At 41.5% G+C, this 24405-nt stretch carries 28 protein-coding genes; 27 read left to right on the forward strand and 1 reads right to left on the reverse strand.

Features of this window, described 5'->3' with window-relative positions:
* Nucleotides 1-76 precede the first annotated feature (76 nt).
* Complete coding sequence (locus BA1_RS18570) at nucleotides 77-208, reverse strand: YpzI family protein (RefSeq protein WP_008344525.1); 132 nt, start codon at nucleotides 206-208, stop codon at nucleotides 77-79.
* 119 nt (nucleotides 209-327) lie between these two features.
* Between BA1_RS18570 and BA1_RS05970 the strand changes: the two genes are divergently transcribed.
* From BA1_RS05970 to BA1_RS06100, 27 genes are all read left to right on the forward strand, one after another.
* The gene (locus BA1_RS05970; protein ID WP_420196188.1) at nucleotides 328-930 is read left to right on the forward strand and encodes a YphA family membrane protein; all 603 of its coding nucleotides are present in this window, start codon (nucleotides 328-330) and stop codon (nucleotides 928-930) included.
* Nucleotides 927-1811: a YIEGIA family protein gene (locus tag BA1_RS05975; RefSeq protein WP_008356722.1), complete on the forward strand. Its 885-nt coding sequence runs from the start codon at nucleotides 927-929 to the stop codon at nucleotides 1809-1811. Before BA1_RS05970 ends, BA1_RS05975 begins: the two co-directional genes overlap by 4 nt.
* Nucleotides 1812-1817: 6 nt before the next feature.
* Nucleotides 1818-2012, forward strand: a complete 195-nt coding sequence (locus tag BA1_RS05980) for a capping complex subunit for YIEGIA (protein WP_008344527.1) — start codon at nucleotides 1818-1820, stop codon at nucleotides 2010-2012.
* 161 nt (nucleotides 2013-2173) lie between these two features.
* Nucleotides 2174-3484 (forward strand): ribosome biogenesis GTPase Der, encoded by a 1311-nt coding sequence (gene der, locus BA1_RS05985; RefSeq protein ID WP_008356724.1) that lies wholly within the window; start codon nucleotides 2174-2176, stop codon nucleotides 3482-3484.
* 14 nt (nucleotides 3485-3498) lie between these two features.
* Entirely contained in the window at nucleotides 3499-4536 is a 1038-nt protein-coding gene (locus BA1_RS05990) for an NAD(P)H-dependent glycerol-3-phosphate dehydrogenase (protein ID WP_008356726.1), read from the forward strand.
* Between the two features lie 266 nt (nucleotides 4537-4802).
* On the forward strand, nucleotides 4803-5006 hold the full coding sequence (locus tag BA1_RS05995; RefSeq protein ID WP_008344530.1) for a DUF2768 domain-containing protein: 204 nt from the start codon (nucleotides 4803-4805) through the stop codon (nucleotides 5004-5006).
* Between the two features lie 18 nt (nucleotides 5007-5024).
* Nucleotides 5025-5750 (forward strand): hypothetical protein, encoded by a 726-nt coding sequence (locus tag BA1_RS06000; protein WP_008356728.1) that lies wholly within the window; start codon nucleotides 5025-5027, stop codon nucleotides 5748-5750.
* A 205-nt stretch (nucleotides 5751-5955) separates the two neighbouring features.
* Nucleotides 5956-7434, forward strand: coding sequence for a stage IV sporulation protein A (gene spoIVA / locus BA1_RS06005; RefSeq protein WP_008356730.1), 1479 nt, complete (start codon nucleotides 5956-5958; stop codon nucleotides 7432-7434).
* Nucleotides 7435-7809: 375 nt separating this feature from the next.
* Nucleotides 7810-8088, forward strand: a complete 279-nt coding sequence (hbs, locus tag BA1_RS06010) for a non-specific DNA-binding protein Hbs (protein WP_008356733.1) — start codon at nucleotides 7810-7812, stop codon at nucleotides 8086-8088.
* 190 nt (nucleotides 8089-8278) lie between these two features.
* Nucleotides 8279-8848, forward strand: coding sequence for a GTP cyclohydrolase I FolE (gene folE, locus BA1_RS06015; RefSeq protein ID WP_008356734.1), 570 nt, complete (start codon nucleotides 8279-8281; stop codon nucleotides 8846-8848).
* 23 nt (nucleotides 8849-8871) lie between these two features.
* Nucleotides 8872-9102, forward strand: coding sequence for a trp RNA-binding attenuation protein MtrB (mtrB, locus tag BA1_RS06020; RefSeq protein ID WP_008344541.1), 231 nt, complete (start codon nucleotides 8872-8874; stop codon nucleotides 9100-9102).
* A gap of 115 nt (nucleotides 9103-9217) precedes the next feature.
* Nucleotides 9218-9985, forward strand: a complete 768-nt coding sequence (locus BA1_RS06025) for a heptaprenyl diphosphate synthase component 1 (protein ID WP_008356736.1) — start codon at nucleotides 9218-9220, stop codon at nucleotides 9983-9985.
* Between the two features lie 3 nt (nucleotides 9986-9988).
* Nucleotides 9989-10693 (forward strand): demethylmenaquinone methyltransferase, encoded by a 705-nt coding sequence (locus BA1_RS06030; RefSeq protein ID WP_008356738.1) that lies wholly within the window; start codon nucleotides 9989-9991, stop codon nucleotides 10691-10693.
* 24 nt (nucleotides 10694-10717) lie between these two features.
* Nucleotides 10718-11680 (forward strand): heptaprenyl diphosphate synthase component II, encoded by a 963-nt coding sequence (hepT, locus tag BA1_RS06035; protein ID WP_008356740.1) that lies wholly within the window; start codon nucleotides 10718-10720, stop codon nucleotides 11678-11680.
* Nucleotides 11681-11809: 129 nt separating this feature from the next.
* Nucleotides 11810-12256: a nucleoside-diphosphate kinase gene (gene ndk, locus BA1_RS06040; protein ID WP_008356741.1), complete on the forward strand. Its 447-nt coding sequence runs from the start codon at nucleotides 11810-11812 to the stop codon at nucleotides 12254-12256.
* A gap of 143 nt (nucleotides 12257-12399) precedes the next feature.
* On the forward strand, nucleotides 12400-13179 hold the full coding sequence (locus tag BA1_RS06045; protein WP_008356743.1) for a CheR family methyltransferase: 780 nt from the start codon (nucleotides 12400-12402) through the stop codon (nucleotides 13177-13179).
* Between the two features lie 73 nt (nucleotides 13180-13252).
* The gene (gene aroC, locus BA1_RS06050) at nucleotides 13253-14425 is read left to right on the forward strand and encodes a chorismate synthase (protein WP_008356745.1); all 1173 of its coding nucleotides are present in this window, start codon (nucleotides 13253-13255) and stop codon (nucleotides 14423-14425) included.
* Nucleotides 14425-15516 carry a 3-dehydroquinate synthase gene (gene aroB / locus BA1_RS06055; RefSeq protein WP_008356747.1) on the forward strand — a complete coding sequence of 364 codons (1092 nt, stop codon included), beginning with the start codon at nucleotides 14425-14427 and terminating at the stop codon, nucleotides 15514-15516. The genes aroC and aroB overlap by 1 nt, the downstream gene beginning before the upstream one ends.
* Nucleotides 15513-15896, forward strand: coding sequence for a chorismate mutase (gene aroH / locus BA1_RS06060; protein WP_008356748.1), 384 nt, complete (start codon nucleotides 15513-15515; stop codon nucleotides 15894-15896). The genes aroB and aroH overlap by 4 nt, the downstream gene beginning before the upstream one ends.
* Nucleotides 15897-16127: 231 nt before the next feature.
* Complete coding sequence (gene trpE / locus BA1_RS06065) at nucleotides 16128-17675, forward strand: anthranilate synthase component I (RefSeq protein ID WP_008356751.1); 1548 nt, start codon at nucleotides 16128-16130, stop codon at nucleotides 17673-17675.
* Nucleotides 17647-18669: an anthranilate phosphoribosyltransferase gene (trpD, locus tag BA1_RS06070; protein WP_008356753.1), complete on the forward strand. Its 1023-nt coding sequence runs from the start codon at nucleotides 17647-17649 to the stop codon at nucleotides 18667-18669. Before trpE ends, trpD begins: the two co-directional genes overlap by 29 nt.
* Nucleotides 18662-19414 carry an indole-3-glycerol phosphate synthase TrpC gene (gene trpC / locus BA1_RS06075; protein WP_008356754.1) on the forward strand — a complete coding sequence of 251 codons (753 nt, stop codon included), beginning with the start codon at nucleotides 18662-18664 and terminating at the stop codon, nucleotides 19412-19414. The genes trpD and trpC overlap by 8 nt, the downstream gene beginning before the upstream one ends.
* Nucleotides 19411-20079, forward strand: a complete 669-nt coding sequence (locus BA1_RS06080) for a phosphoribosylanthranilate isomerase (protein WP_034738565.1) — start codon at nucleotides 19411-19413, stop codon at nucleotides 20077-20079. Before trpC ends, BA1_RS06080 begins: the two co-directional genes overlap by 4 nt.
* The gene (trpB, locus tag BA1_RS06085) at nucleotides 20060-21259 is read left to right on the forward strand and encodes a tryptophan synthase subunit beta (protein WP_008356758.1); all 1200 of its coding nucleotides are present in this window, start codon (nucleotides 20060-20062) and stop codon (nucleotides 21257-21259) included. The genes BA1_RS06080 and trpB overlap by 20 nt, the downstream gene beginning before the upstream one ends.
* Nucleotides 21256-22059: a tryptophan synthase subunit alpha gene (gene trpA / locus BA1_RS06090; protein ID WP_008356760.1), complete on the forward strand. Its 804-nt coding sequence runs from the start codon at nucleotides 21256-21258 to the stop codon at nucleotides 22057-22059. The genes trpB and trpA overlap by 4 nt, the downstream gene beginning before the upstream one ends.
* Nucleotides 22060-22070: 11 nt before the next feature.
* Nucleotides 22071-23168, forward strand: a complete 1098-nt coding sequence (gene hisC / locus BA1_RS06095; RefSeq protein WP_034738567.1) for a histidinol-phosphate transaminase — start codon at nucleotides 22071-22073, stop codon at nucleotides 23166-23168.
* Nucleotides 23169-23285: 117 nt separating this feature from the next.
* The gene (locus BA1_RS06100; RefSeq protein ID WP_008356763.1) at nucleotides 23286-24401 is read left to right on the forward strand and encodes a prephenate dehydrogenase; all 1116 of its coding nucleotides are present in this window, start codon (nucleotides 23286-23288) and stop codon (nucleotides 24399-24401) included.
* The last annotated feature ends 4 nt before the right edge of the window (nucleotides 24402-24405 follow it).

Below are 24405 nucleotides of genomic sequence, written 5' to 3' on the forward strand. Positions count from 1 at the left end.
CTTCCTAACTATAATACAAATTTTTTCTATCACGCTGGAAAGAAGACAAAGACATGTGATCATCACATGCCTTTTTTTATTGATTTCTTTTGCGAGCGTCTTCAGGACCTTCTAATGTTGTTGCCCCTTTGTGATGAATTGATTGATCGCGGTCAGATTCAACTCTTCTTGACGCCTTTAAGCGTTTTTCCTGTCTATCTTTACCCATCATACATCCCTCCTCAACCATTAGGGTGTCACCTCTTGTTCATTTCATACAAAGCCCAAGCGTTCTTATACGTTTAAAAAATGGAGATTTTCCCATAATGTAATTGAGGTGATGAGGCATTGGAGGCACTGTACTATTATTGGTCAATATGGTTCGTTTGGATTATGGTGACATTTATCATGGAAAAAAGCACGTGGCGCAACGTGCTAGGAGTGTGTGTTCTTGTTCATATAATATGCAGTCATGTCATGATAGCCATGGTAGGCGTCAGAATCAATGCGGGGTTTTTGCTGACCTTTTTATATGCTTGTATGGCATTTGTTATCTTTCGGCCTGTTTATCGAATCATAAGCATCATGCAATTAGGCTCCATGGTTAGCGCGTATGCCTTTTTTATGATTTTTGCATTATATGATCCAGTTTGGTTCACGATAATAAAAGTGGACTGGGTTGTATTTGCCTTGCTGATCTTGATGTGTTTGACATATGGGCATCAGTTAATGGAACGGATCACTTTATGGATGATGTCTGTGTGTCTTGGGGAAGCTCTTTATACGCTTGCGATTCACCGGCTCACATTACCCGTTGTCATAGGGGATCTCTCGTTTCTTTCCCTTGTTGTTCAAGGAGCCATCTTCCTATTAGGTGTAGATCAGTTTGAAAAGCTCTTAAGCACCCGTTCATCTAGAAAACCAGTAAAAGGGGCTGCAAAATCAACATGACGGATTACACATTTCCTGTGATCATTGGTGTCATCTTTGGGATGGCTGCAAGGCTGTATATGTTAAGAACAGATTACCGGCAATATCCTACATATATTCATGGACAAGTGATTCACATTGCGCTTGGTTTTATCGCATCAGGGCTAGGAGCCATTATTATGCCTGCACTAATCCAGGAGGAATTTACTGCAATTACGTTTCTGACGCTTGCAGCCACGCAATTTCGTGATGTACGTAATATGGAAAGAAACACGTTAACCCAAATGGATTCGTATGAGCTTGTCTCAAGAGGCAGTACATATATCGAAGGCATTGCGATTGCCTTTGAAAGTCGAAATTATATTTCCATCCTCACGGCTCTGATTACAACAACAGCCTGTATTTTTTTCTCGCTCGTCGTTGGGACAGTGGTCGGTATTCTTTGTTTTTTCATGGCAAAACGATTAATGTCAGGCAGCCAATTAAAGGATATTGTCAATATTCAAAAAGGCGAACTTCGCTTTGACGGGGCCGGGCTTTACGTGAATGATATTTACATGATGAATATCGGGCTTCCTGAAAAGCAAAAACTGATTTTAGAGCATGGAATGGGTTTCATCTTGACACCAAAGAATTTTAACTCTGCCACAACGATTGCAAACCTTGGACAGCGGCAAGCGATTTTATTTGATTTATCCAATGTGCTTGGTGTATATCGTGATTCTGGTGAACCATCGCTTTGTCCGCTCGCAAAACGTGATCTGAATAACGGCACACTTGGCGTGTTTATTTTGCCGCAGTGGAAACGAGAAGATTTGGCTGTATGTGTATTAGAAGAAGTGCCAATACTAGAAAATGCCATTAGAATGCCGACAGATTTCATTAAAAAGAAAGCGAGGTAATAGGGCATGGCGAATACGATTGAACAATTTATATTGGCTGTAGCCACGACAAATAAAGAGCGAGTCATTGGAGGAACAGCGGTTTTTTTCTGTGAAAACAAAGAAGAGCTCGACATGTATGCCATGAATTTAGAGGCCATTCTAGACGGAATTGCCCATGGTATTGGAGAAGATCTTTACTTGATTGTCAAACATTTTTAAGTTATTCATTGTGGTCTGATTAAAAATTGATATAATATATAAGTTGAACCCTTCATGTTTGAAGGGTTTATTTCATAACAAACTGAATGAAAATTTTAAATCCCGGTTGAAACATGATGATGAACATATTGAATCGCGGCTGGATTGAAAGGAAGGGTACTATGGGTAAACCTGTCGTAGCCATTGTTGGAAGGCCCAACGTTGGAAAATCTACAATTTTTAATCGAATCGCAGGCGAAAGAATATCGATTGTAGAAGACACACCTGGTGTAACAAGAGATCGAATCTATAGCTCTGCTGAATGGTTAAATTATGACTTTAATTTAATAGATACTGGTGGAATAGATATTGGAGATGAGCCGTTTTTGGCGCAAATTCGCCATCAGGCTGAGATCGCAATGGATGAAGCGGATGTCATTATCTTTATGGTCAATGGAAGAGATGGCGTGACATCTGCGGATGAAGAAGTCGCAAAAATTTTATATCGCACGAAAAAGCCGGTTGTACTTGCTGTCAATAAACTGGACAACCCTGAAATGAGAAGCGACGTGTATGACTTTTATGCACTTGGATTTGGCGAGCCGTATCCGATTTCTGGAACGCACGGACTAGGCCTTGGTGATTTGCTTGATGCAGTCGCAGAGCACTTTAAACACTTGCCAGATACACAGTATGATGAAGAAGTGGTCCAGTTCTGCCTAATTGGCCGCCCAAATGTAGGGAAATCTTCTTTGGTGAATGCTATGCTCGGAGAAGAACGTGTCATTGTCAGCAACATCGCTGGTACGACAAGAGACGCTGTGGATACGATGTTTACGTACAACCAACGTGACTTTGTCATCGTCGATACAGCAGGTATGAGAAAAAAAGGAAAAGTGTATGAAACAACGGAGAAATACAGTGTGCTTCGTGCGTTAAAAGCCATTGATCGATCTGATGTTGTCGCTGTCGTTCTTGACGGTGAAGAAGGCATTATTGAACAGGATAAACGTATTGCTGGCTACGCACACGAAGCGGGTAAAGCAGTTGTAATCATTGTAAATAAATGGGACGCTGTTGAAAAAGATGAGCGTACAATGAAGGAATTTGAGCAAAACATTCGCGAGCATTTTCAATTCCTCGATTATGCACCTGTCTTATTCATGTCTGCTCTCACGAAAAAGAGAATTCATACGTTAATGCCGTCCATCATTACAGCTAGTGAAAATCATGCCATGCGCGTTCAAACCAATATTCTAAACGATATTATTATGGATGCCGTTGCCATGAACCCAACGCCGACCCATAATGGACAGCGTCTGAAAATTTACTATGCGACACAGGTGGCAATCAAGCCTCCGTCCTTTGTTGTGTTTGTTAATGATCCAGAGCTTATGCACTTTTCTTATGAGCGTTTCTTAGAAAACCGGATTCGAGATGCATTTGGTTTTGAAGGAACACCGATTAAAATATTTGCAAGAGCGAGAAAATAAAAAGGGTGAGCAGGATGAAAAAAATTTCAGTACTTGGAGCAGGAAGCTGGGGAACTGCTCTTGCACTTGTATTAGCTGATAATCATCATGATGTACACATGTGGGGACATCGGCAAGAATTAATTGATCAAATCAATGAGAACCATGAAAATCATGACTACTTGCCTAATGTCGCGCTACCAGCGTCTATTCAGGCAACAACAGATATGAAACAGGCACTAGACGGGACAGATGTGATTATTGTCGCCGTGCCAACAAAGGCCATTCGAGAAGTATTGAAGCAGGCAAGTGAGTTGATTTCGTCGAAAGTGCCGTTTGTTCATGTGAGTAAAGGGATTGAACCAGATACGCTTCTCAGAATTTCTCAAATGATTGAACAAGAAGTGCCAGAAACGAAAAGAGAAGCGGTCGTTGTCTTATCAGGACCGAGTCATGCAGAAGAAGTAGGCCTGCGTCATCCGACAACAGTCACGGTCTCATCAGAAAACATTGAAGCGGCTCAATTTGTTCAAGATTTGTTTATGAACAATAACTTTAGAGTGTACACAAACCCTGATGTGATTGGTGTGGAAATTGGCGGGGCGCTGAAAAATATCATTGCGCTTGCGGCAGGAATCACAGACGGACTTGGATATGGGGATAATGCGAAAGCAGCACTTATCACAAGAGGGCTGGCTGAAATCGCCCGCCTCGGTACAAAAATGGGAGGAAACCCTCTTACGTTTGCTGGATTGACAGGTGTTGGAGATTTAATTGTCACATGTACAAGTGTTCATTCACGTAACTGGCGCTGCGGGAATTTACTTGGCAAAGGATATAAGCTTGAGGAAGTACTTGAGAAAATGGGAATGGTGGTAGAAGGCGTCCGCACAACAAAAGGCGCTTACCAGCTATCCAAAGAATATAAGGTCAGCATGCCAATTACAGAAGCGCTTTACCATGTCCTGTTTGAAGGGAAAAAGGTAGACGATGCTGTAGAATCATTAATGGCACGTGTGAAAACACATGAGATGGAAGACCTTGTGAACATGTTCGAAAACCAAACAAAGTAATTGAAAGACTGAACTTAGGCGTGTAGAGGATGCAAGAAAGGGAAGACTTGCATAACATAACAATGAAGTTTGAATAGAGCTTTGCCTCTACAGAATGAGGAAACATAGTCGACCTAATGACTGAAGCGGAGTCCCCCTCTTTGCTTCAGTTTTTTTATGCGCTTTTTTTTGAATGATTGGAAAAAAGATTGATATATCCCTTATTTTTGGTTTAAAATGAAATATAAACGCTTACAATTTGTTCGTGTTGAAGGGGGACAGGCACGATGAGTTTTGCTTTAATCAAGATGTGGTTTGCGCTTGGTTCAATGGGGCTCATGTTTTTAGCCGTTGTAACCATTTATTTGAGTAGGTTTAAGCTGAAGAGCCGATTTCTGAAAATAACAGCTTCGACCGTCGCATACAGCTTGATGCTCATATCGGGTATCATTGTGTTTTTAGTTGTATTTAGCGGGCCGGTCAATGAATAAAGAAAAAGGAAGAATGTGATGATCAAAGCAAAAGTCAGTGTCATGCTGTTAACACTCATTTTACTTACGGGTTGTCTATATCCAGAGAATCGCAAAGCTGAAAACCGGGTGCCATACGAGGAGCAGCTGCAAAGTGTGCAGACGGCGATCGAGGAATTTCAAAAAGCGACAAATGGTCTTCTGCCAATTGAAACAAAAGAAGGAGACACACCTATTTACCAGAAATACGTCATTGACTTTAAGCGTCTGTCACCAAGATATTTACACGATGTACCGTCAACATCCTTTGAAGGCGGGGGCGAGTATATCTATGTCCTCACAGACGTTGAAAAGAACCCAACTGTGAAACTGCTTGATGTCAAAATGACGCAAACGATCAGTGAGTTACGTCTAAGGATCAAAATGTATCAAGACGAACATACATATCCGCCATATGGCAAAGTGGTGTCCAAAGATTTATATACGTTAAATGAAAAAAAACTAGGGTTAAAAGCGCCGCCTACTGTGATGAGTCCTGTCACAGGACATTCGCTCCCATTACTGATTTCATCAAATGGTGAAATCTATGTTGACTATCGCAGTGATTTTGCCCAGATTTTGAAAAATACGAAACTAAAGCTAAAGCCAGGTGAAAATATTCAAGACGTATATTGGCAGGAAACCCCGTTTGTACCAGCGTTTTCTGTACCATATACGATCAACAAAAAAGGTGAGCCTGCCTTTTTAGAAAAAAAGACGTCATAAACAAGAATGAACCTTTCTCCTCTGCATATAAATGAGGAGAAAGGTTTTTTTATGGCTAAACATACTCTCAAAACAAAAAAGGTGTCATATTCAAATAGGACAACGTCATACACATATATTGTCCTGACACCTTTCAAGCACAGTTTGATTGAAGTATAGAGTATTTAATTTGAAAACGAGGATAGCAAGTCCGGGAGGGGATCACTTGGAAAAAGTCGATATTTTCAAGGATATCGCTGAACGAACAGGAGGCGATATATATTTAGGAGTCGTTGGAGCTGTTCGTACAGGGAAATCTACGTTTATTAAAAAGTTTATGGAGCTCGTGGTGCTCCCGAATATCAATAATGAGGCAGACCGTGCAAGAGCACAGGATGAATTGCCGCAAAGCGCAGCAGGAAAAACCATTATGACCACAGAGCCAAAATTTGTGCCAAATCAAGCGGCATCGATTCATGTGAGTGACGGCCTTGATGTCAACATCAGGCTTGTCGATTGTGTAGGATACACTGTCCCTGGTGCACGCGGGTATGAAGATGAAAATGGTCCGAGAATGATTAACACGCCGTGGTATGAAGAACCTATCCCGTTTCATGAAGCAGCGGAAATTGGTACACGCAAGGTCATTCAGGAGCATTCAACTATTGGTGTTGTGATTACAACAGATGGATCAATTGGAGAAATCCCAAGACATGACTATATTGAATCAGAAGAACGTGTCATTGACGAGCTTAAAGAAGTTGGAAAGCCGTTTATTATGGTGATCAACTCTGTGAGACCTTATCATCCTGAAACAGAAGCACTGCGGCAAGAACTCAGTCAAAAATATGATATTCCTGTACTCGCGATGAGTGTAGAAAGTATGAGAGAGCAAGACGTACTCAGCGTTCTTCGTGAGGCATTATATGAATTCCCGGTGCTTGAGGTGAATGTGAACCTGCCAAGCTGGGTCATGGTGCTGAAAGAAGATCATTGGCTAAGAGAGAGCTATCAGGATTCAGTGAAGGAAACCGTCAAGGATATTAAGAGATTAAGAGATGTCGACCGTGTCGTCGGTCATTTCAGTGAATTCGATTTTATTGAAAGAGCGGGCTTAGCAGGTATTGAAATGGGTCAGGGGATCGCAGAAATTGACTTGTACGCGCCAGATGATCTATATGATCATATTCTAAAAGAAGTGGTGGGTGTGGAAATTAGGGGCAAAGACCACCTGCTCGAGCTTATGCAAGATTTTGCGCATGCGAAGACGGAGTATGATCAGGTCTCAGACGCCTTGAAAATGGTGAAGCAGACTGGCTACGGAATTGCGGCACCCGCATTGTCAGATATGAGTTTAGATGAGCCGGAAATCATTAGGCAAGGATCAAGATTCGGCGTGAGATTAAAAGCAGTTGCTCCATCTATTCATATGATTAAAGTGGATGTAGAGAGTGAGTTTGCACCGATTATCGGCACAGAAAAACAAAGTGAAGAGCTCGTCCGTTACTTAATGCAAGACTTTGAAGATGATCCGCTGTCCATTTGGAATTCCGATATATTTGGACGCTCACTCAGCTCGCTTGTCAGAGAAGGCATTCAAGCAAAACTGTCTCTGATGCCGGAAAATGCAAGATATAAGCTGAAGGAAACGCTTGAACGAATTATTAACGAAGGATCAGGCGGCCTGATTGCGATTATTCTATAGCATGTGAGACCTCTCATTGATAGGGGTCTTTTTTTTGTGTGCGGTATCAGTCATAAAAAGACAATTGTATAAAGATTAGTCAGATTCAGGCTGAAATTAGGAATATTCGTTCGCAAAAGTGCCCTTAATCCTTGACGAATAAGGATTCTTCGCTTTAAAATGCTTGATATGGTATTTCATATGTGTTAATCTACTTACAGAAAATCTTCACTTTGTTGGACAAACATTCCTTCAAAGAGACGTTTTCTAATGAAAAGCCATGTATAACGCTTTCTAGACACTCTTTTTTTCAAAGAAAGTGTATAGAAAGAAGATGAATTGTGAAGAAATGATAACAATCTACTGAATGCATATTTTTGGGAGGAGGTGAAAGGCATGAACAAGACAGAACTTATTAACGCGGTTGCTGAAGCAAGCGAGTTATCTAAAAAAGATGCGACAAAAGCAGTTGATTCTGTTTTTGATACAATTTTAGAGGCACTTAAAAATGGTGACAAAATCCAATTGATTGGTTTTGGTAACTTTGAAGTACGTGAGCGTTCAGCTCGTAAAGGACGTAACCCACAAACGGGTGCAGAGATCGAAATCCCTGCAAGCAAAGTACCTGCTTTCAAACCAGGTAAAGCACTTAAAGACGCGGTGGCAGGTAAATAATCGTTATGTGTAATAATCCTATTTAAGGAGTTATACATATACAGTTTCACACTGGTCTAGAAAAGCCCCTTCGATAAGGGGCTTTTCCTTTTGAATCAAAAGGTTCGTTTAGAACGCTCTCCTTTGCTTTTAGGATCTGATGTGTGCTAGAATCTGAATGAAATGTAATTGCCTTTGGAGGATATAATACATGAGTGAAATAAATAAAGAACGAATCGAACGCGCTGTACGCGATATATTAGAAGCAATCGGAGAAGATCCGGATCGTGAAGGACTTCTTGATACCCCAAAACGAGTAGCAAAAATGTATGAAGAAGTGTTCTCGGGATTAAATGAAGATCCAAAAGAACATTTTAAAACCATTTTTGGTGAAGATCATGAGGAACTCGTTCTTGTAAAAGATATTGCTTTCCATTCAATGTGTGAACACCATCTTGTGCCATTCTATGGAAAAGCCCATGTCGCATATATTCCCCGCGGCGGAAAAGTAACGGGACTAAGTAAGCTGGCAAGAGCAGTAGAGGCTGTTGCCAAGCGTCCGCAGCTTCAGGAACGCATTACATCAACCATTGCTGATAGTATGGTGGAAACTTTAAATCCACATGGTGTGATGATTGTCGTTGAAGCAGAGCATATGTGTATGACGATGCGCGGAGTGAAAAAGCCTGGCGCTAAAACGGTCACTTCAGCAGTGCGCGGTACATTTGCAAATGATGCGGCAGCAAGAGCAGAGGTCCTTTCCTTTATTAAAAACGACTAATCAATAGATGGAAGGTGAACAGATTGAGTGAAAATAAAGCATCTGATTTTGTGGTGATTAAAGCCATTGATAATGGTGTAAATGTAATCGGCTTAACTAGAGGCTCTGATACAAGATTTCACCATTCCGAAAAACTTGATAAAGGTGAAGTCATTATCGCACAATTTACTGAGCATACATCAGCCATCAAAGTAAGAGGCGATGCTGTCATTCAAACAAGCTTCGGTGAAATTCAAAGCGAAGCAAAGAAATAACGCACGAGTATGCACTTGATAGCATGAAAGTCAGACTTGATATGGTATAATAAATGTCTATACAATGTGCAGGACTACATATGAAACTGTAATTTTTGGGACAAGGGTGATATCTTTGCAAGACATCTACGGAATTTTATCGAATCTGAATATAAAATTAAATAAAAAGCTTTCTCATCCTTATTTGGCCAAGCATTTGCGTGCGCCGCTCATCGATGAAGACAAGCTCCTTCTTTTCCATGCAATGTTTGATGAAGCTCAAATCGATGCTGAGAAAAAAGAAAATTATATTTTAACGGCGATGCTTGTGCAAATTGCCCTTGATACCCATGACGAAGTCACAACTGCTGCAGCCATCAAACAAGACGAATTCAAAAATCGTCAGCTGACCATCCTAGCTGGAGACTATTTCAGCGGTCTCTATTATTCTCTTCTCTCTGACATGAAAGACATTTACATGATCCGCACACTCGCTACGGCGATCAAAGAGATTAATGAACATAAAATTAGACTGTATGATCGGTCCATTCAAGATGCAGCCCGCTTTTACAAAAGTGTAGCTACGGTGGAATCTGCGCTATTCCAAAGAATTTCTGAGCACTTTCAATTAACGCATTGGAATGAAATTGCAAGTCGCTTCCTTGTGTATAAGCGTTTTATGAAACAAGCAGAAGACGACAAACATTTAAAACTTTTTTTGAACGATAGCTATACGGACGCCTATACATGTTTTGACAACTTTGAGAATGAAGGGTATGAAGAAGCCAGACGATCCATCCAGCAGCATCTTGTTTCATCTCCGGTCGTTCAAAAAGAGCTATTAAATCGCTTGGATCATATGAAAAATGAACCTGCGTACCATCAGAAAGTGGAAGAAGGGTAAGACATGCAGCAATCAAAAGAACAGCGAGTACACGGTGTATTTGAAAAAATTTATAAAAACTATGACCAAATGAACTCTGTCATTAGCTTTAAGCAGCATAAAAAATGGCGCGATAAAACAATGAAGCTTATGAATGTTCAAAAAGGAGCCAAAGCATTAGATGTATGCTGCGGGACAGCCGATTGGACCATTGCGCTTGCAGATGCCGTTGGAGAAAATGGCGAGGTCAAAGGCCTTGATTTCAGTAAAAATATGCTGAGTGTTGGGGAAACGAAGGTAAAAACAGGCGGCTACAATCAAATTGAACTGCTTCACGGTAATGCAATGGAGCTTCCTTTTGAGGATGACTCATTTGATTATGTCACGATCGGCTTTGGACTTCGAAATGTCCCTGATTACTTAACGGTGCTGAAGGAAATGACGCGCGTGGTGAAGCCTGGGGGGATGGTTGTCTGCCTTGAAACATCACAGCCTGAGATGATTGGGTTTAAACAAGGATATTATGTCTATTTCAAATACATTATGCCGCTTTTTGGCAAGCTGTTTGCCAAAAGCTATCAGGAGTATTCATGGCTTCAAGAATCAGCCAAAACGTTCCCTGGCATGAAAGAGCTGGCGGCTCTTTTTGAAGAGGCTGGTCTGTCAGATGTCACGTATCATCCATTTACAGGCGGTGTAGCAGCAACACATATCGGCAAAAAGCTTTGAATAAACGATATTTGGGTGAAAATAATGAAACTAAAAGCAATGATCTCTTTTTTAAATCATGATATCGATATCATCGAAAAAGAGCTTGAACAAACAGTTCGCTCTGATTATGCATTATTAAGTGAAGCGGGTCTTCATTTGCTGCAAGCGGGCGGAAAACGAATCCGCCCCGTTTTTGTTCTCCTTTCAGGCATGTTTGGCGACTATGACATTAATAAAATTAAATACGTAGCCGTAGCGCTGGAATTAATTCATATGGCGTCGCTTGTTCACGATGATGTCATTGATGATGCAGAATTAAGAAGGGGAAAACCAACCATTAAGGCAAAATGGGACAACAGAATTGCCATGTACACAGGGGATTACTTATTTGCAAGATCGCTTGAGTACATGACAAAAATCAATCACCCAATGGCACATGAAATTTTGTCAAAAATGGTCGTTGAGCTCTGTCTCGGTGAAATTGAGCAAGTAAAAGACAAATACAACATGGATCAAAACCTTCGTACATACTTAAGAAGAATCAAGCGGAAAACAGCCCTGCTTATTGCAGGCAGCTGCCAACTAGGTGCAATAGCAGCAGGGACAGATGAAAAAACACATAAGGCCCTTTACTGGTTTGGATACTATGTCGGCATGTCTTACCAGATCATTGATGATGTTCTTGATTTCACGTCAACTGAAGAAGAATTAGGCAAGCCTGTTGGCGGAGATCTTTTACAAGGGAATGTGACCCTCCCCGTTTTATATGCACTTCAGAATCCAACATTAGAAGGTCAGTTGAAGCTTGTCAATAGTGAAACGACAGAAAAACAGCTGAAGCCTGTCATTGAACATCTCAAACAAACAGATGCCATCGACCGGTCCATTCGAGTGAGTGAAATGTATTTGAAAAAAGCATTTGAACAGCTTGATCTGCTTCCGCGCGGGCGGGCTAAATCGTCTTTAGCCTCAATTGCAAAGTATATTGGAAAACGAAAATTCTGATCAACTTCTAGTTGATTGGTTTTTTTGTGAAAATTTTTGTCAAAAATTGATTATTACAAAAAAAAATGATACGATCACTTTGTAACAATGTAAGCCTATACATACATAACGACGGGGTGGAAAACGTATATGGACAAAACATTTCTTATGGTCAAACCTGATGGTGTGGAAAGACAATTAATCGGTGAAATTGTGTCAAGATTCGAAAAAAAGGGGCTCCAGCTTGTTGGTGCTAAACTCATGAGTATTCCGAAAGAAGTGGCAGAAACACATTACGGAGAACATAAAGAAAAACCATTTTTCGGGGAATTGGTTGACTTTATTACGTCAGGACCTGTATTTGCAATGGTATGGCAAGGTGAACAGGTAGTCGATGTAACAAGGCAAATTATCGGAAAAACAAATCCGAAGGAAGCACTTCCGGGTACGATAAGAGGCGACTATGGATTAACCGTTGGCAAAAACATTATCCATGGCTCAGACTCACCAGAAAGTGCTGAAAGAGAGATCAATCTTTTCTTTAAACAAGAAGAACTGACAAAATGGGATCAAACGATCTCAAGCTGGATTTATTAATGTTCAAGCCAAGGTGTTCATCAAATGATCACTTTGGCTTTTTTATATTGAGGTTTCTATACGAAATTCGCATGAGATGATACAAATTTTTGATAAAAACAGCTATACTAGGACAAAGATAGATGAGACAGGAGAGGACATTGATGGATCAATATCAAGTATTTGTTGGAAAATGGAAAAAACTGACTGGGGTTGATCTGAATTTATATAAAGAAGCACAAATGAAACGAAGATTAACATCACTATATGATAAAAAAGGATATAAAGATTTTGAAGCATTCGCAGCTGCTCTTGAAAAGGACAGAGCACTACTAGAAGAAACGATGGACCGAATGACCATTAATGTGTCAGAATTTTACCGAAACTATCAGCGTTGGGAAGTACTTGATCAAAAAATCCTTCCGCTGCTTTCGAAAAACAGTGGGAGTCTAAAGATCTGGAGTGCAGCATGTTCGACTGGAGAAGAGCCGTATACCCTTTCGATGCTGCTTTCAAGCCATCCCCTTGTAAAGGACTTCCAAATTATCGCAACAGATATTGATGATAAAGTCCTTCAATCAGCGCAAAAAGGGAGATACCATGAACGCTCCCTTCAAGAGGTGCCTGAACAGATCAAACAAAAATATTTCACAAAAGAAGATGCTTCATTTTACACGGTGAAAGATGAGATCAGAAGGCATATACAATTTAAGAAACACAACCTATTAGCAGATCCATATGAAAAGCAGCTTGATCTCATCGTCTGCCGAAATGTTCTTATTTATTTCACAGAAGAGGCAAAGGAAGAAATTTACTTAAAAATGAGCAACAGCTTAAAGAAAAACGGCGTGCTATTTGTTGGTTCTACAGAACAAATTTTTCATCCAGAAAAGTTTGGACTGACATCAGCAGACACTTTCTTTTATCAAAAGAAGGGGATCTAGCTGACTTTTTAGTAGTAAGTGTGTTATTATATTTTTACTTAAAAGCGTTAATGCGATGAAGGGAGAATAAGTCATGAGGTACTTAACAGCAGGTGAATCACATGGTCCACAATTGACCACTATTATTGAAGGAGTTCCAGCGGGACTTTACATAGAGCAGGATGACATCAATTATGAACTGGCTAGAAGGCAGAAAGGTCATGGCCGCGGAAGAAGAATGCAGATTGAAAAAGATCAAGCGAAAGTGTTAAGTGGTGTTCGCCATGGGAAAACATTAGGCTCTCCTATTACACTTGTCGTTGAAAACAATGATTGGAAGCACTGGACAAAGGTGATGGGAGCAGAGCCGATTACCGAAGAAGAAGAGAGTGAGATGAAGCGTCAAATCTCTCGTCCAAGACCTGGGCATGCGGATTTAAATGGAGCGATTAAATATGGCCACCGTGATATGCGTAATGTATTAGAGCGTTCATCAGCGCGTGAGACAACAGTTCGTGTTGCAGCAGGAGCAGTAGCCAAACAAATTTTAGCCCACCTTGGAATCAAAGTAGCTGGTCACGTCCTTGAAATCGGCGGAGTGAAAGCAGCTCATACTGCATATGAATCTATTGAAGATTTGCAAAAAGTAACAGAAGAATCACCTGTTCGCTGCTATGACAGTGAAGCTGGTCCAAAAATGATGGATGCCATTGACGAAGCCAAGAAAAACGGTGATTCAATTGGCGGCATTGTTGAAGTGATCGTTGAAGGCATGCCAGTTGGAGTCGGCAGCTATGTTCACTATGACCGCAAATTAGATAGCAAGCTTGCTGGCGCTGTACTTAGCATCAACGCTTTTAAAGGCGTGGAATTCGGTATTGGCTTTGAGGCAGCTTCTAAATATGGCAGTGAAGTCCATGATGAAATCATCTGGGATGAGGAAAAGGGCTATACGAGAAAAACAAATCGTTTAGGCGGTCTTGAAGGCGGAATGTCAACAGGCATGCCGATTGTCGTAAGAGGGGTTATGAAACCAATCCCAACGCTTTATAAGCCTCTGCAAAGCGTTGACATTGAAACGAAAGAACCGTTCTCTGCAAGTATTGAGCGTTCTGATAGCTGCGCTGTTCCAGCCGCAAGTGTTGTGGCAGAAGCGGTGGTCGCTTGGGAAATTGCCAATGCAGTGGTAGAGCAGTTTGGTCTTGACCAAATTGACCGGATTAAAGAAAATGTTGACAAAATGCGCCAGCTTCAGAGGGAGTTTTAATGAAAACACTGGAAGTGAAGACGTCTTCAGCCACTTATCCTGTATATATCGGTGACGGGATTAGACACAATATTGTAGACTTGATGACTTCCACTGGGCGTTCCTTTACGAAGCTCCTCGTCGTGACAGATTCAGCCGTTGATGCCATTTACGGAGATGAAATGGTTCAACTACTGAAGCAGAAATGGTCTGTGCAAAAAGTGGTTGTGCCAAACGGAGAGCAATCAAAAGCTTTTACGCAGTTTGAGCAGATTCATACGAAAGCCATCCAATTTCAGCTCGACCGCTCCTCCTGCATCATTGCGCTTGGAGGCGGGGTGATTGGGGACTTGGCTGGCTTTGCTGCTTCCACTTATATGAGAGGCATTGATTTTATTCAAGTTCCAACCACGCTCCTTGCACATGACAGTGCAGTCGGCGGAAAAACAGGAATCAATCATCCGCTCGGCAAAAATTTGATTGGTGCGTTTCATCAGCCGGCGGCCGTCATCTATGATACAAGTATGCTAGAGACGCTCTCACAAACAGAGCTGAGATCGGGCTTTGCCGAGGTCATCAAGCATGCGCTGATTTCAAGTGAAGACTTTTTATCAGAACTGATGTCCATTCGTTCTTTGACGGAATTATCAAAGGGCGAGCTGGCACATATGCTGTATCAAGGGATTCAAGTGAAAGCGTCGATTGTCCAAGAAGATGAAAAAGAACAAGGTGTACGTGCATTTTTGAATTTTGGACACACACTTGGGCACGCCATTGAAGCAGAGTATGGATACGGAACCATCACGCATGGAGATGCCATTGCGATTGGCATGCAGTTTGCTTTATATGTGAGTGAAAAGCAGCTAGGACTCAGCTTAAATCGTGAGAAATTCAAACTGTGGATGAAAGAATTAGGATTCCCGGTACAAGTCACGCAAGATATTTCAACTACTACATTTGTCGATCGCATGATTGGCGATAAAAAGGCAAGAGGCGGGAGCGTTCAATTTGTTTTATTAAAACAAATTGGAGACGTCACCTTGCAAGCTTTCACAAAAGATGAGCTATATCACTGGCTCGAAGAATGGAAACGGGAGGAGGGATGTCTGTGATGTTTCGCGGGATACGTGGGGCTACAACCGTAACAGAAGATACAGAAACAGAAGTGTTAAACAAAACGAAACAGCTGCTAGAAGCCATCATTTCAAAAAACCAAGTAGATCCAGAACGTGTCGTGCAGATCTTGATTTCAGCTACACAAGATATTCACTCCGTTTTTCCGGCAAAAGCACTTCGTCAGTTTGAAGGCTGGACCTATGTGCCTGTCACTTGTATGCAGGAGCTGGACATTCATGGAGGCTTAAAGCAGTGCATTCGCGTCTTAATGACCGTCCAGACAGATACAAAGCAGGAAGATATACAGCATGTATACTTGGAAGGAGCCGTCACGCTTCGTCCTGATTTACAGTTGACAAAAAACAAAGAGTTATAATACGATATGAACAGCCGAAGTTTACATACAGGTGTAAACGGCATTGCAAGCTTAGAGAAGATGAGAATGAGACTAGGGTAGTTGAGATGAGTAGAGTTGAGCAGAGATACGATACTTCTATTTAATCATACTGCCTAAAAGAGCGAGCCTCTTTTAGGCTTATTTCGTATACTCATACAAACCCTCTATATGTCCCCTCATTCTCCTTAATCCCATTTAAGGAGTGTGCTTATGAATTCCCAATCAAACCTGACTCAATTTTTAAAAGACAGTACGTCTTACAAAACGATTCCGATTGTTGAAACCATTACAGTAGATACCCTGTCACCGATTCAAATTGTTGAGAAACTGAAACAGGATATTGTGTATCTACTAGAAAGCAAAGACGAATCTTCCAGTTGGTCGAGATATTCCTTCATCGGATTACACCCTTTTTTAACTTTACATGATGAAGAAGGCCAATATGTTGCACGTGACGCTACGGGAGAGGCAGTGATGCAAAAAGCAGAACTGAAAGATTTACTCGACTGGATGAAAGAGCAATATCAAATCAAGACGCCGGATGTTGATATCCCGTTTACAGGCGGAGCTGTTGGGTACTTAAGCTACGACCTTATCCCAAACATCGAACCTTCTGTCATGCCACATAAGAAGGCATCAACAACAGATAATTGCACATTATTTGTTTGTCAAACGATGATTGCGTTTGACCACGAAACAAATCATGTTCATTTTATTCAATATACTCAGCTGTCCGGTCATGAGACAGAGGATGAAAAAATACAAGCATATAAGAAAAATCAAAAACGACTCGAACGTATGATTCAGCAGCTTCACACAAAGATTGATATGAAAGAACTGATTTTATCAGGGAATATGAACGAAGCGCCGTCCTTTGAACAGGTGACTTCAACATATGAAAAATCGCAATTTTTAAAGGACGTCGAAAAAATCAAGGAGTACATTAGAGCAGGCGATATCTTCCAAGGTGTACTATCACAGCGCTTTGACATTCCTGTGACGGTGAGCTCATTTGAATTGTATCGCGTGCTTCGGATTGTCAATCCATCTCCGTATATGTATTTTATGAAACTAAAAGATCGAGACTTAGTCGGCAGCTCGCCAGAACGATTAATCCATGCGAAAAATGGGCACTTAGAAATTCATCCAATTGCAGGTACAAGAAAACGAGGAATGTCAAAAGAAGAAGACGCTGCTTTAGCAAGAGAACTGCTAGATGATGAAAAAGAAAAAGCAGAACACTACATGTTAGTAGATCTTGCCCGAAATGATGTTGGACGCGTGGCAGAATACGGCAGCGTGTCCGTCCCGACTTTTACAAAAGTCGTGAACTTTTCACACGTCATGCACATCATCTCTATTGTGACAGGAAAGCTGAAGCAAGATACGCATCCAGTTGATGCGCTCATGTCCGCTTTCCCAGCAGGTACATTGACAGGTGCTCCGAAAATTAGGGCGATGCAATTATTAAATGAAATGGAGCCTGAGCCAAGAGAAACGTATGGTGGCTGTATTGCTTATATTGGATTTGACGGCAATATTGACTCCTGTATTACCATTCGCACGATGAGTGTGAAAAATCAAACCGCTTCTATACAAGCAGGTGCTGGCATTGTCGCTGATTCTGTTCCGGAAAACGAATGGGAAGAGACATGCAACAAGGCCGGGGCACTTTTGAAAGCCATTCAGCTTGCTGAACAAATTTTTTCAGAGAAGGAGAGTGTGCAAGATGAATCAACGACTATCAGCTCTTGTTAATGGAGGATGTCTATCAGAAAATGAAGCGAACCGGCTGATGCATGATATGATGAGCGGCTCTTTAACAGATGCTGAAGTCGCTGCCAGTCTTGCCATTTTAGCACATAGAGGGGAAACCTCTGAAGAGATGACAGGATTTGTGAAAGCCATGAGGAAAAATGCAGCGCCAATGGAAGGATCGCTTGATGTCGTTGATACGTGCGGAACGGGAGGCGATGGTTTATCGACATTTAATATATCAACCGCCGCCGCCATCGTTGCTTCCGCCGCCGGTGCTAAAATCGCCAAACATGGAAATCGTTCGGTCTCATCCAAAAGCGGAAGTGCCGACGTGCTAGAATGCCTTGGCATTCAAATTCAGTCCACACCTGAAGAAACAAGACGGCAAATACAAGAGAAAAACATGGGCTTTTTATTCGCCCCTCTCTATCATTCATCTATGAAACAAGTAGCAGCTGTTCGCAAGCAGCTCGGATTTCGGACGGTATTTAACCTATTAGGGCCGCTTTGCCACCCGATGCAAGCCAAAAAGCAAATCATCGGTGTGTATTCAAAGGAAAAGGCAAAGCTCATGGCAAAAGCGCTTGCCCCTTTAGAGCCAGAACATGTGCTGTTTGTTTGCGGAGAAGATGGACTGGATGAATTAACCATTACAGCGAATTCGTATGTTATTGAACTTAAAAAAGATGTGATGACAGAATATACGTTAAACCCAGAAGACTTTGGACTTGAAAAAGGGCATTTATCAGACATTCAGGTTCAATCACCGGAAGAAAGTGCCAAATTGATTCAGAATATATTGAATCATCAAACAGGAGGAGCGCCCCTTCATATTACAGCGCTGAACGCAGGAGCCGCTTTATATGTGGCAGGAAAGTCAGAGAGTTTGATGGCAGGAACAATCAAAGCGTTAGAAACGATTAAAAACGGGGCAGCCAAAGAACAATTAGCCCGTTTAAAACAAAAAACGAAAGAGGAAGAGATCTATGCTTAATGACATTATTACCCGCAAAAAAGAACATGTCCAAACCTTGCAATTACCTGCTGATGGACATTTTGAAAGACGATCATTTAAAGAAGCACTGATGAACCCTCACCGCTCAATCGGACTCATTGCTGAGGTGAAAAAAGCATCTCCCTCAAAAGGAGTCATTCAGCCTAACTTTGATCCTTTACAGACAGCAAAAGCATATGAATCATCAAACGCAGATTGTCTATCTGTCTTAACGGATGAACCGTTTTTCCAAGGGAAAAACGAGTACCTGTCCCTTATCAAAGAACACATCACACGCCCTATTTTAAGAAAAGATTTCATTATTGACTCCATACAAGTAGAAGAGTCAAAACGCATAGGGGCTGATGCCATTTTATTGATTGGAGAAGTACTTGAACCGAAAAAACTGCACGAGCTTTATATTGAAGCAAGCGAAAAAGGGCTGGATGTCCTCGTTGAAGTACATGCAGCACAAACACTAGCGAATATTTTGAATGTGTTTACTCCTGAGATCATTGGAGTGAACAACCGGAATTTAAATACATTTACAACAACACTCGAACAAACAAAAGAAATCGCACCACTTGTTCCAAAGGATGTATTACTAGTGAGTGAAAGCGGCATTCAGACATTTGATGACCTGACCTATGTGAAACAGCATGGAGCAGGTGCTGTCCTTGTTGGTGAATCTTTCATGAGAGAACCATCACAGGAAAAAGCCGTTCAGGCATTGTTTGGAGAATGAATAGAATGAAGCCTTATTTAAAATATTGCGGAGCTGTCTCACAAGAGGATGTCGCTTGCATCTCGCAATCTCATGCGGATGCCATCGGATTTATCCTTGCGCCAAGTAAAAGAGAGGTCCATCCAGATCAAATAAAGCACTGGCTGTCACAAGTCAATTGCACGAAAGATATTGTGGGTGTGTTTGTGAATGAAAAGATACAGAGAGTGTGTGATATCGCAAACGACCTACCCTTAGATATCGTGCAGCTTCATGGAGATGAGACACCAGAAGATGCAATGGAAATCAAACAACAAACAGGGGCTGCAGTTTGGAAAGTGTTCCATCACGAGCCCCATTTAAACGACACACTTAAAAATATGACGACATTCGCGCCATTTGTCGATGGTTTTCTCATTGATTCGAAAGTAAAGGGAATGAGGGGCGGTTCTGGAACAGCTTTTGCATGGGAGGCGGTGCCTTCATATGTTCAGCACGCAAAACAGCTGGGGAAAACTTGCGTGATTGCAGGCGGGGTGACGCCAGAAACAATAACAGACCTGCTTGCTTATGGTCCAGACGCCATTGACCTTTCAAGCGGAATAGAAGAAAACGGGAAGAAAAGCACGACAAAGATAAAAGCGCTCGAAGAAAGGATGTTAAACGATGTACGCATATCCAAATGAGCTTGGCAGATATGGAGAATTCGGAGGGAAATTTGTTCCTGAAACGCTCATGCAGCCACTAGAAGAAATCGAACAAGCTTTTCGTGAATTAAAAGAAGATCCTGCTTTTCAAAAGGAGTATATATCGCTTCTGCAAAACTATTCAGGCAGACCGACTGCCCTCACATACGCGGATCAATTATCTGCATATCTCGGGGGCGCAAAAATCTACTTGAAAAGAGAAGATTTAAATCACACAGGCGCTCATAAAATTAACAATGCGCTTGGGCAGGCGCTGCTAGCGAAAAAAATGGGGAAATCAAACATCATCGCCGAAACAGGAGCAGGACAGCACGGCGTAGCTGCTGCCACTGTGGCAGCAAAATTCGGCTTATCCTGCACTGTATTTATGGGGAAAGAAGATGTGGAAAGACAATCCCTCAATGTGTTCCGAATGAAACTGCTCGGCGCTGAGGTCATACCTGTCACAAGCGGGAACGGAACATTAAAAGATGCAACCAATGAAGCCATCCGTTACTGGGTTCAGCACTGCAGTGACCATTTTTATATGATTGGATCAGTTGTAGGGCCTCATCCATATCCTCAAATCGTCAGTGAATTCCAGCGGATGATCGGTGATGAGGCAAAAGCACAGATACTTGAAAAGGAAGGCCGGCTTCCTCATAAAGTCATTGCCTGTGTTGGCGGCGGTAGTAATGCCATTGGCATGTACCGGGCGTTCCTAGATGAAGAGGTCGATATCATTGGCGTAGAAGCTGCTGGGAAAGGAATTGACACCCCGCTTCATGCAGCAACCATCACAAAAGGAACAAAAGGTGTCATACATGGATCTTTGACATACTTAATTCAAGACGAATTTGGTCAAATTATTGAGCCATATTCTATTTCGGCGGGTTTAGATTATCCTGGAATTGGACCAGAGCACGCATACTTGCATGCGAGCGGACGGGTTCAATATGTGAGTGCCACAGATCAAGAAGCCCTAGATGCATTAAAGCTGCTCACAGAAAAAGAAGGCATCCTGCCAGCGATTGAATCGGCACATGCTTTAGCCAAAGCGTTTGAAGTGAGCCAGAACATGAATGAAGACGACATTGTCCTTGTCTGCTTGTCAGGAAGAGGAGATAAGGATGTGCATACATTAATGAATGTGCTTGAAAGTGAGGGCGAAACAAAATGATCACATTTCAATTAGAACAAGGTGAGAAATTATTCATTCCCTTTATCACGGCAGGTGATCCATCAGAAGAGGTGACCATTGATTTAGCCGTCGCTCTTCAAGCAGCGGGTGCACATGCGATTGAATTAGGTGTTCCTTATTCCGATCCATTAGCGGACGGTCCTGTGATTCAAAGAGCTTCTAAAAGAGCTTTACATCATGGCATGAATATCGTAAAAGCGATAGAATTAGCAGGGAAGATGAAAAAAAACGGTGTAAAAATTCCTCTAATTCTATTTACGTATTATAATCCTGTGTTACAATTAGACACAGAATACTTTTTCGCTTTACTGCGCAAAAATCATATTTCGGGACTCTTAACACCCGACTTGCCGTTTGAAGAGAGCAGCGAGCTTCAGAAGAACTGTCAAACACATGACATTTCATATATATCGCTCGTTGCACCAACAAGCAAGGAGCGATTAGAAAAAATTGTAGAGCAGGCAGAAGGTTTTGTGTATTGTGTTTCATCTCTCGGCGTTACAGGTGTCAGACAATCCTTTGACGCGTCGATTACTGATTTTATTCAGCAAGTCAAACAGCAGAGTCAAATTCCGGTTGCTGTAGGTTTTGGCATTTCAACAAGAGAACAGGTTGACTCAATGAATAAAATAAGTGATGGTGTCGTTGTAGGCAGTGCCCTTGTGAAAAAAATTGAAGAGCTTCAAGAACAATTGATCGCAAGTGATACACGTCAGGAGGCACTAAGAGAATTTGAAACATATGCAAAAACGTTTAGTCCCCTCTATTCATTCAAATGAGGTGAAACATGTTGCAAATCAAAGATCAATTAAAACAACTAAAACCGTATCAACCTGGGAAACCAATTGAAGAGGTCAAAAAAGAATATCAATTAGATAAAATTGTGAAATTGGCTTCAAATGAAAACCCTTTTGGATGTTCCACACATGCAAAAGAGGCCATACAAGCTGAGCTCGAACACTTAGCGATTTATCCAGATGGATACAGCGCAGAGTTAAGATCGGAGCTAGCTGCATTTCTTCAAGTAAATGAAAAACAATTAATTTTCGGGAATGGCTCAGATGAACTTGTGCAAATTATTGCTAGAGCATTCCTTGACCAACATACAAATACCGTTATCCCATCTCCATCTTTTCCGCAATATCGTCACAATGCAGTGATTGAACATGCAGAAATTCGTGAAGTGCCGCTTTTAGACGGAGGAGCTCATGATCTGAAGGGGATGCTGGCTGCGATTGATGAAAACACGAAGGTTGTTTGGGTATGTAATCCAAATAATCCGACGGGAAATCATTTGTCAGAATCTGAGCTCGTGTCATTTTTAGATCAAGTGCCAGCTCACGTGCTTGTCGTTCTAGATGAAGCGTATTTTGAATATGTTCGTGCGGAAGACTTTCCGGATAGTTTATCTTTATTAAACTCCTATCAAAATGTCATTGTGCTCCGAACGTTTTCTAAAGCATATGGACTGGCAGCACTTCGAGTAGGGTACGGGATTGCGTCAGAGGAACTGATTACTGCCATTGAACCAGCGAGAGAGCCATTTAATACAAGTCGTATCGCTCAGGCAGCTGCGCGTGCTGCTATAAAAGATCAAGACTTCATTCAATCGTGCAGACAAAAAAATGAAGCAGGTCTCAAGCAATATCAAGCATTTGCAGACCGCTTTGGGCTGTTTATCTATCCATCTCAAACAAACTTTGTGCTGATTGATTTTCAAAGAGATGCAGATGAACTGTTCAATGCCCTATTGAAAAAAGGCTATATTGTTCGTTCTGGTAAAGCACTCGGCTTTCCAACTTCTTTGCGTATTACTGTTGGAACGAAGGAGCAAAATGAAGAAATTTTAACTACACTCGCCAATTTATTAGAAGGCATTCGTGCGTAGCATAACAATGAAGTCATATCCTGTTTATAGGATATGGCTTTCGTTGTAGCTCATCCACTATACATATCAGCTATTGAAACGGCTTGTTTAATTTTCACGAAAAATCAGGTGATGAACATGAATGAAGCAAACGAAACCATATTAATCGCTGGACTTGGTTTAATTGGCGGTTCCATTGCACTGTCAATTAAAAAAGAGTTTCCTCATAAAAAAATTGTAGGCTATGATGTTGCTAAAGAGCAAATGGTTGCTGCAACAAAGCTTGGCATCATTGATGCAACAGCCGATTCATTTATGGAAGGTTTACATGAATCAGCAACCATTATTTTGGCAACGCCAGTTCAACAAACAATCAAAATGCTAAGTGATATTGCAGCATCTGGAATTGAAAGAGAGCTAACGATTACGGATGTGGGTAGCACAAAGCAGAAGGTTGTTAATTTTGCGGAAAAAACGCTGCCTGATCACTACCAATTTATTGGTGGACATCCAATGGCCGGTTCTCATAAATCAGGTGTCATTGCAGCGAAAGACTTCTTATTTGAAAATGCATTCTACATTTTAACGCCAGCAAAGGTAACAAGTCGTCAGGCTATTGATCGTTTGATGGAATTGCTGAAGGGAACGAATGCTCATTTTATAGAAATGACGCCGGAAGAACATGACGCCGTGACAAGTGTCATCAGTCACTTTCCGCATATAGTCGCGGCTAGTCTTGTGCATCAAGCGCACCATTTTGAAGAGCAATTTCCTCTTGTCAAACGGTTTGCAGCTGGTGGATTTCGGGATATTACCCGTATTGCATCAAGTAATCCTGCCATGTGGCGCGATATCCTTTTGCACAATAAAAACAAGATTTTAGACAGATTCCAGGAATGGAAAAAAGAGATTGAGCGCATCGAATCCTTTGTGCAGCAAGAAGACGCTGAGAGATTATTCTCTTATTTTCAAGATGCAAAGGAATATCGTGACGGCCTTCCTCTAAGAAAAAAAGGAGCGATCCCTGCTTTTTATGATCTTTATGTGGATGTTCCGGATCATCCTGGTGTTATTTCTGAAATTACAGGTTATCTAGCAAGTGAAAATATTAGTATTACGAATATCCGTATTATTGAAACACGTGAAGACATTAACGGGATTTTACGCATTAGTTTTCAAACAGATGACGATCGCAAGCGGGCAGAACTCTGTATAAAAAATAGAGCGAATTACGATACATTTTATGCTGACTGAGGTG

The sequence above is a fragment of the Bacillus xiamenensis genome (genome assembly GCF_000300535.1).
GTDB classification, from domain to species: Bacteria; Bacillota; Bacilli; order Bacillales; family Bacillaceae; genus Bacillus; species Bacillus xiamenensis.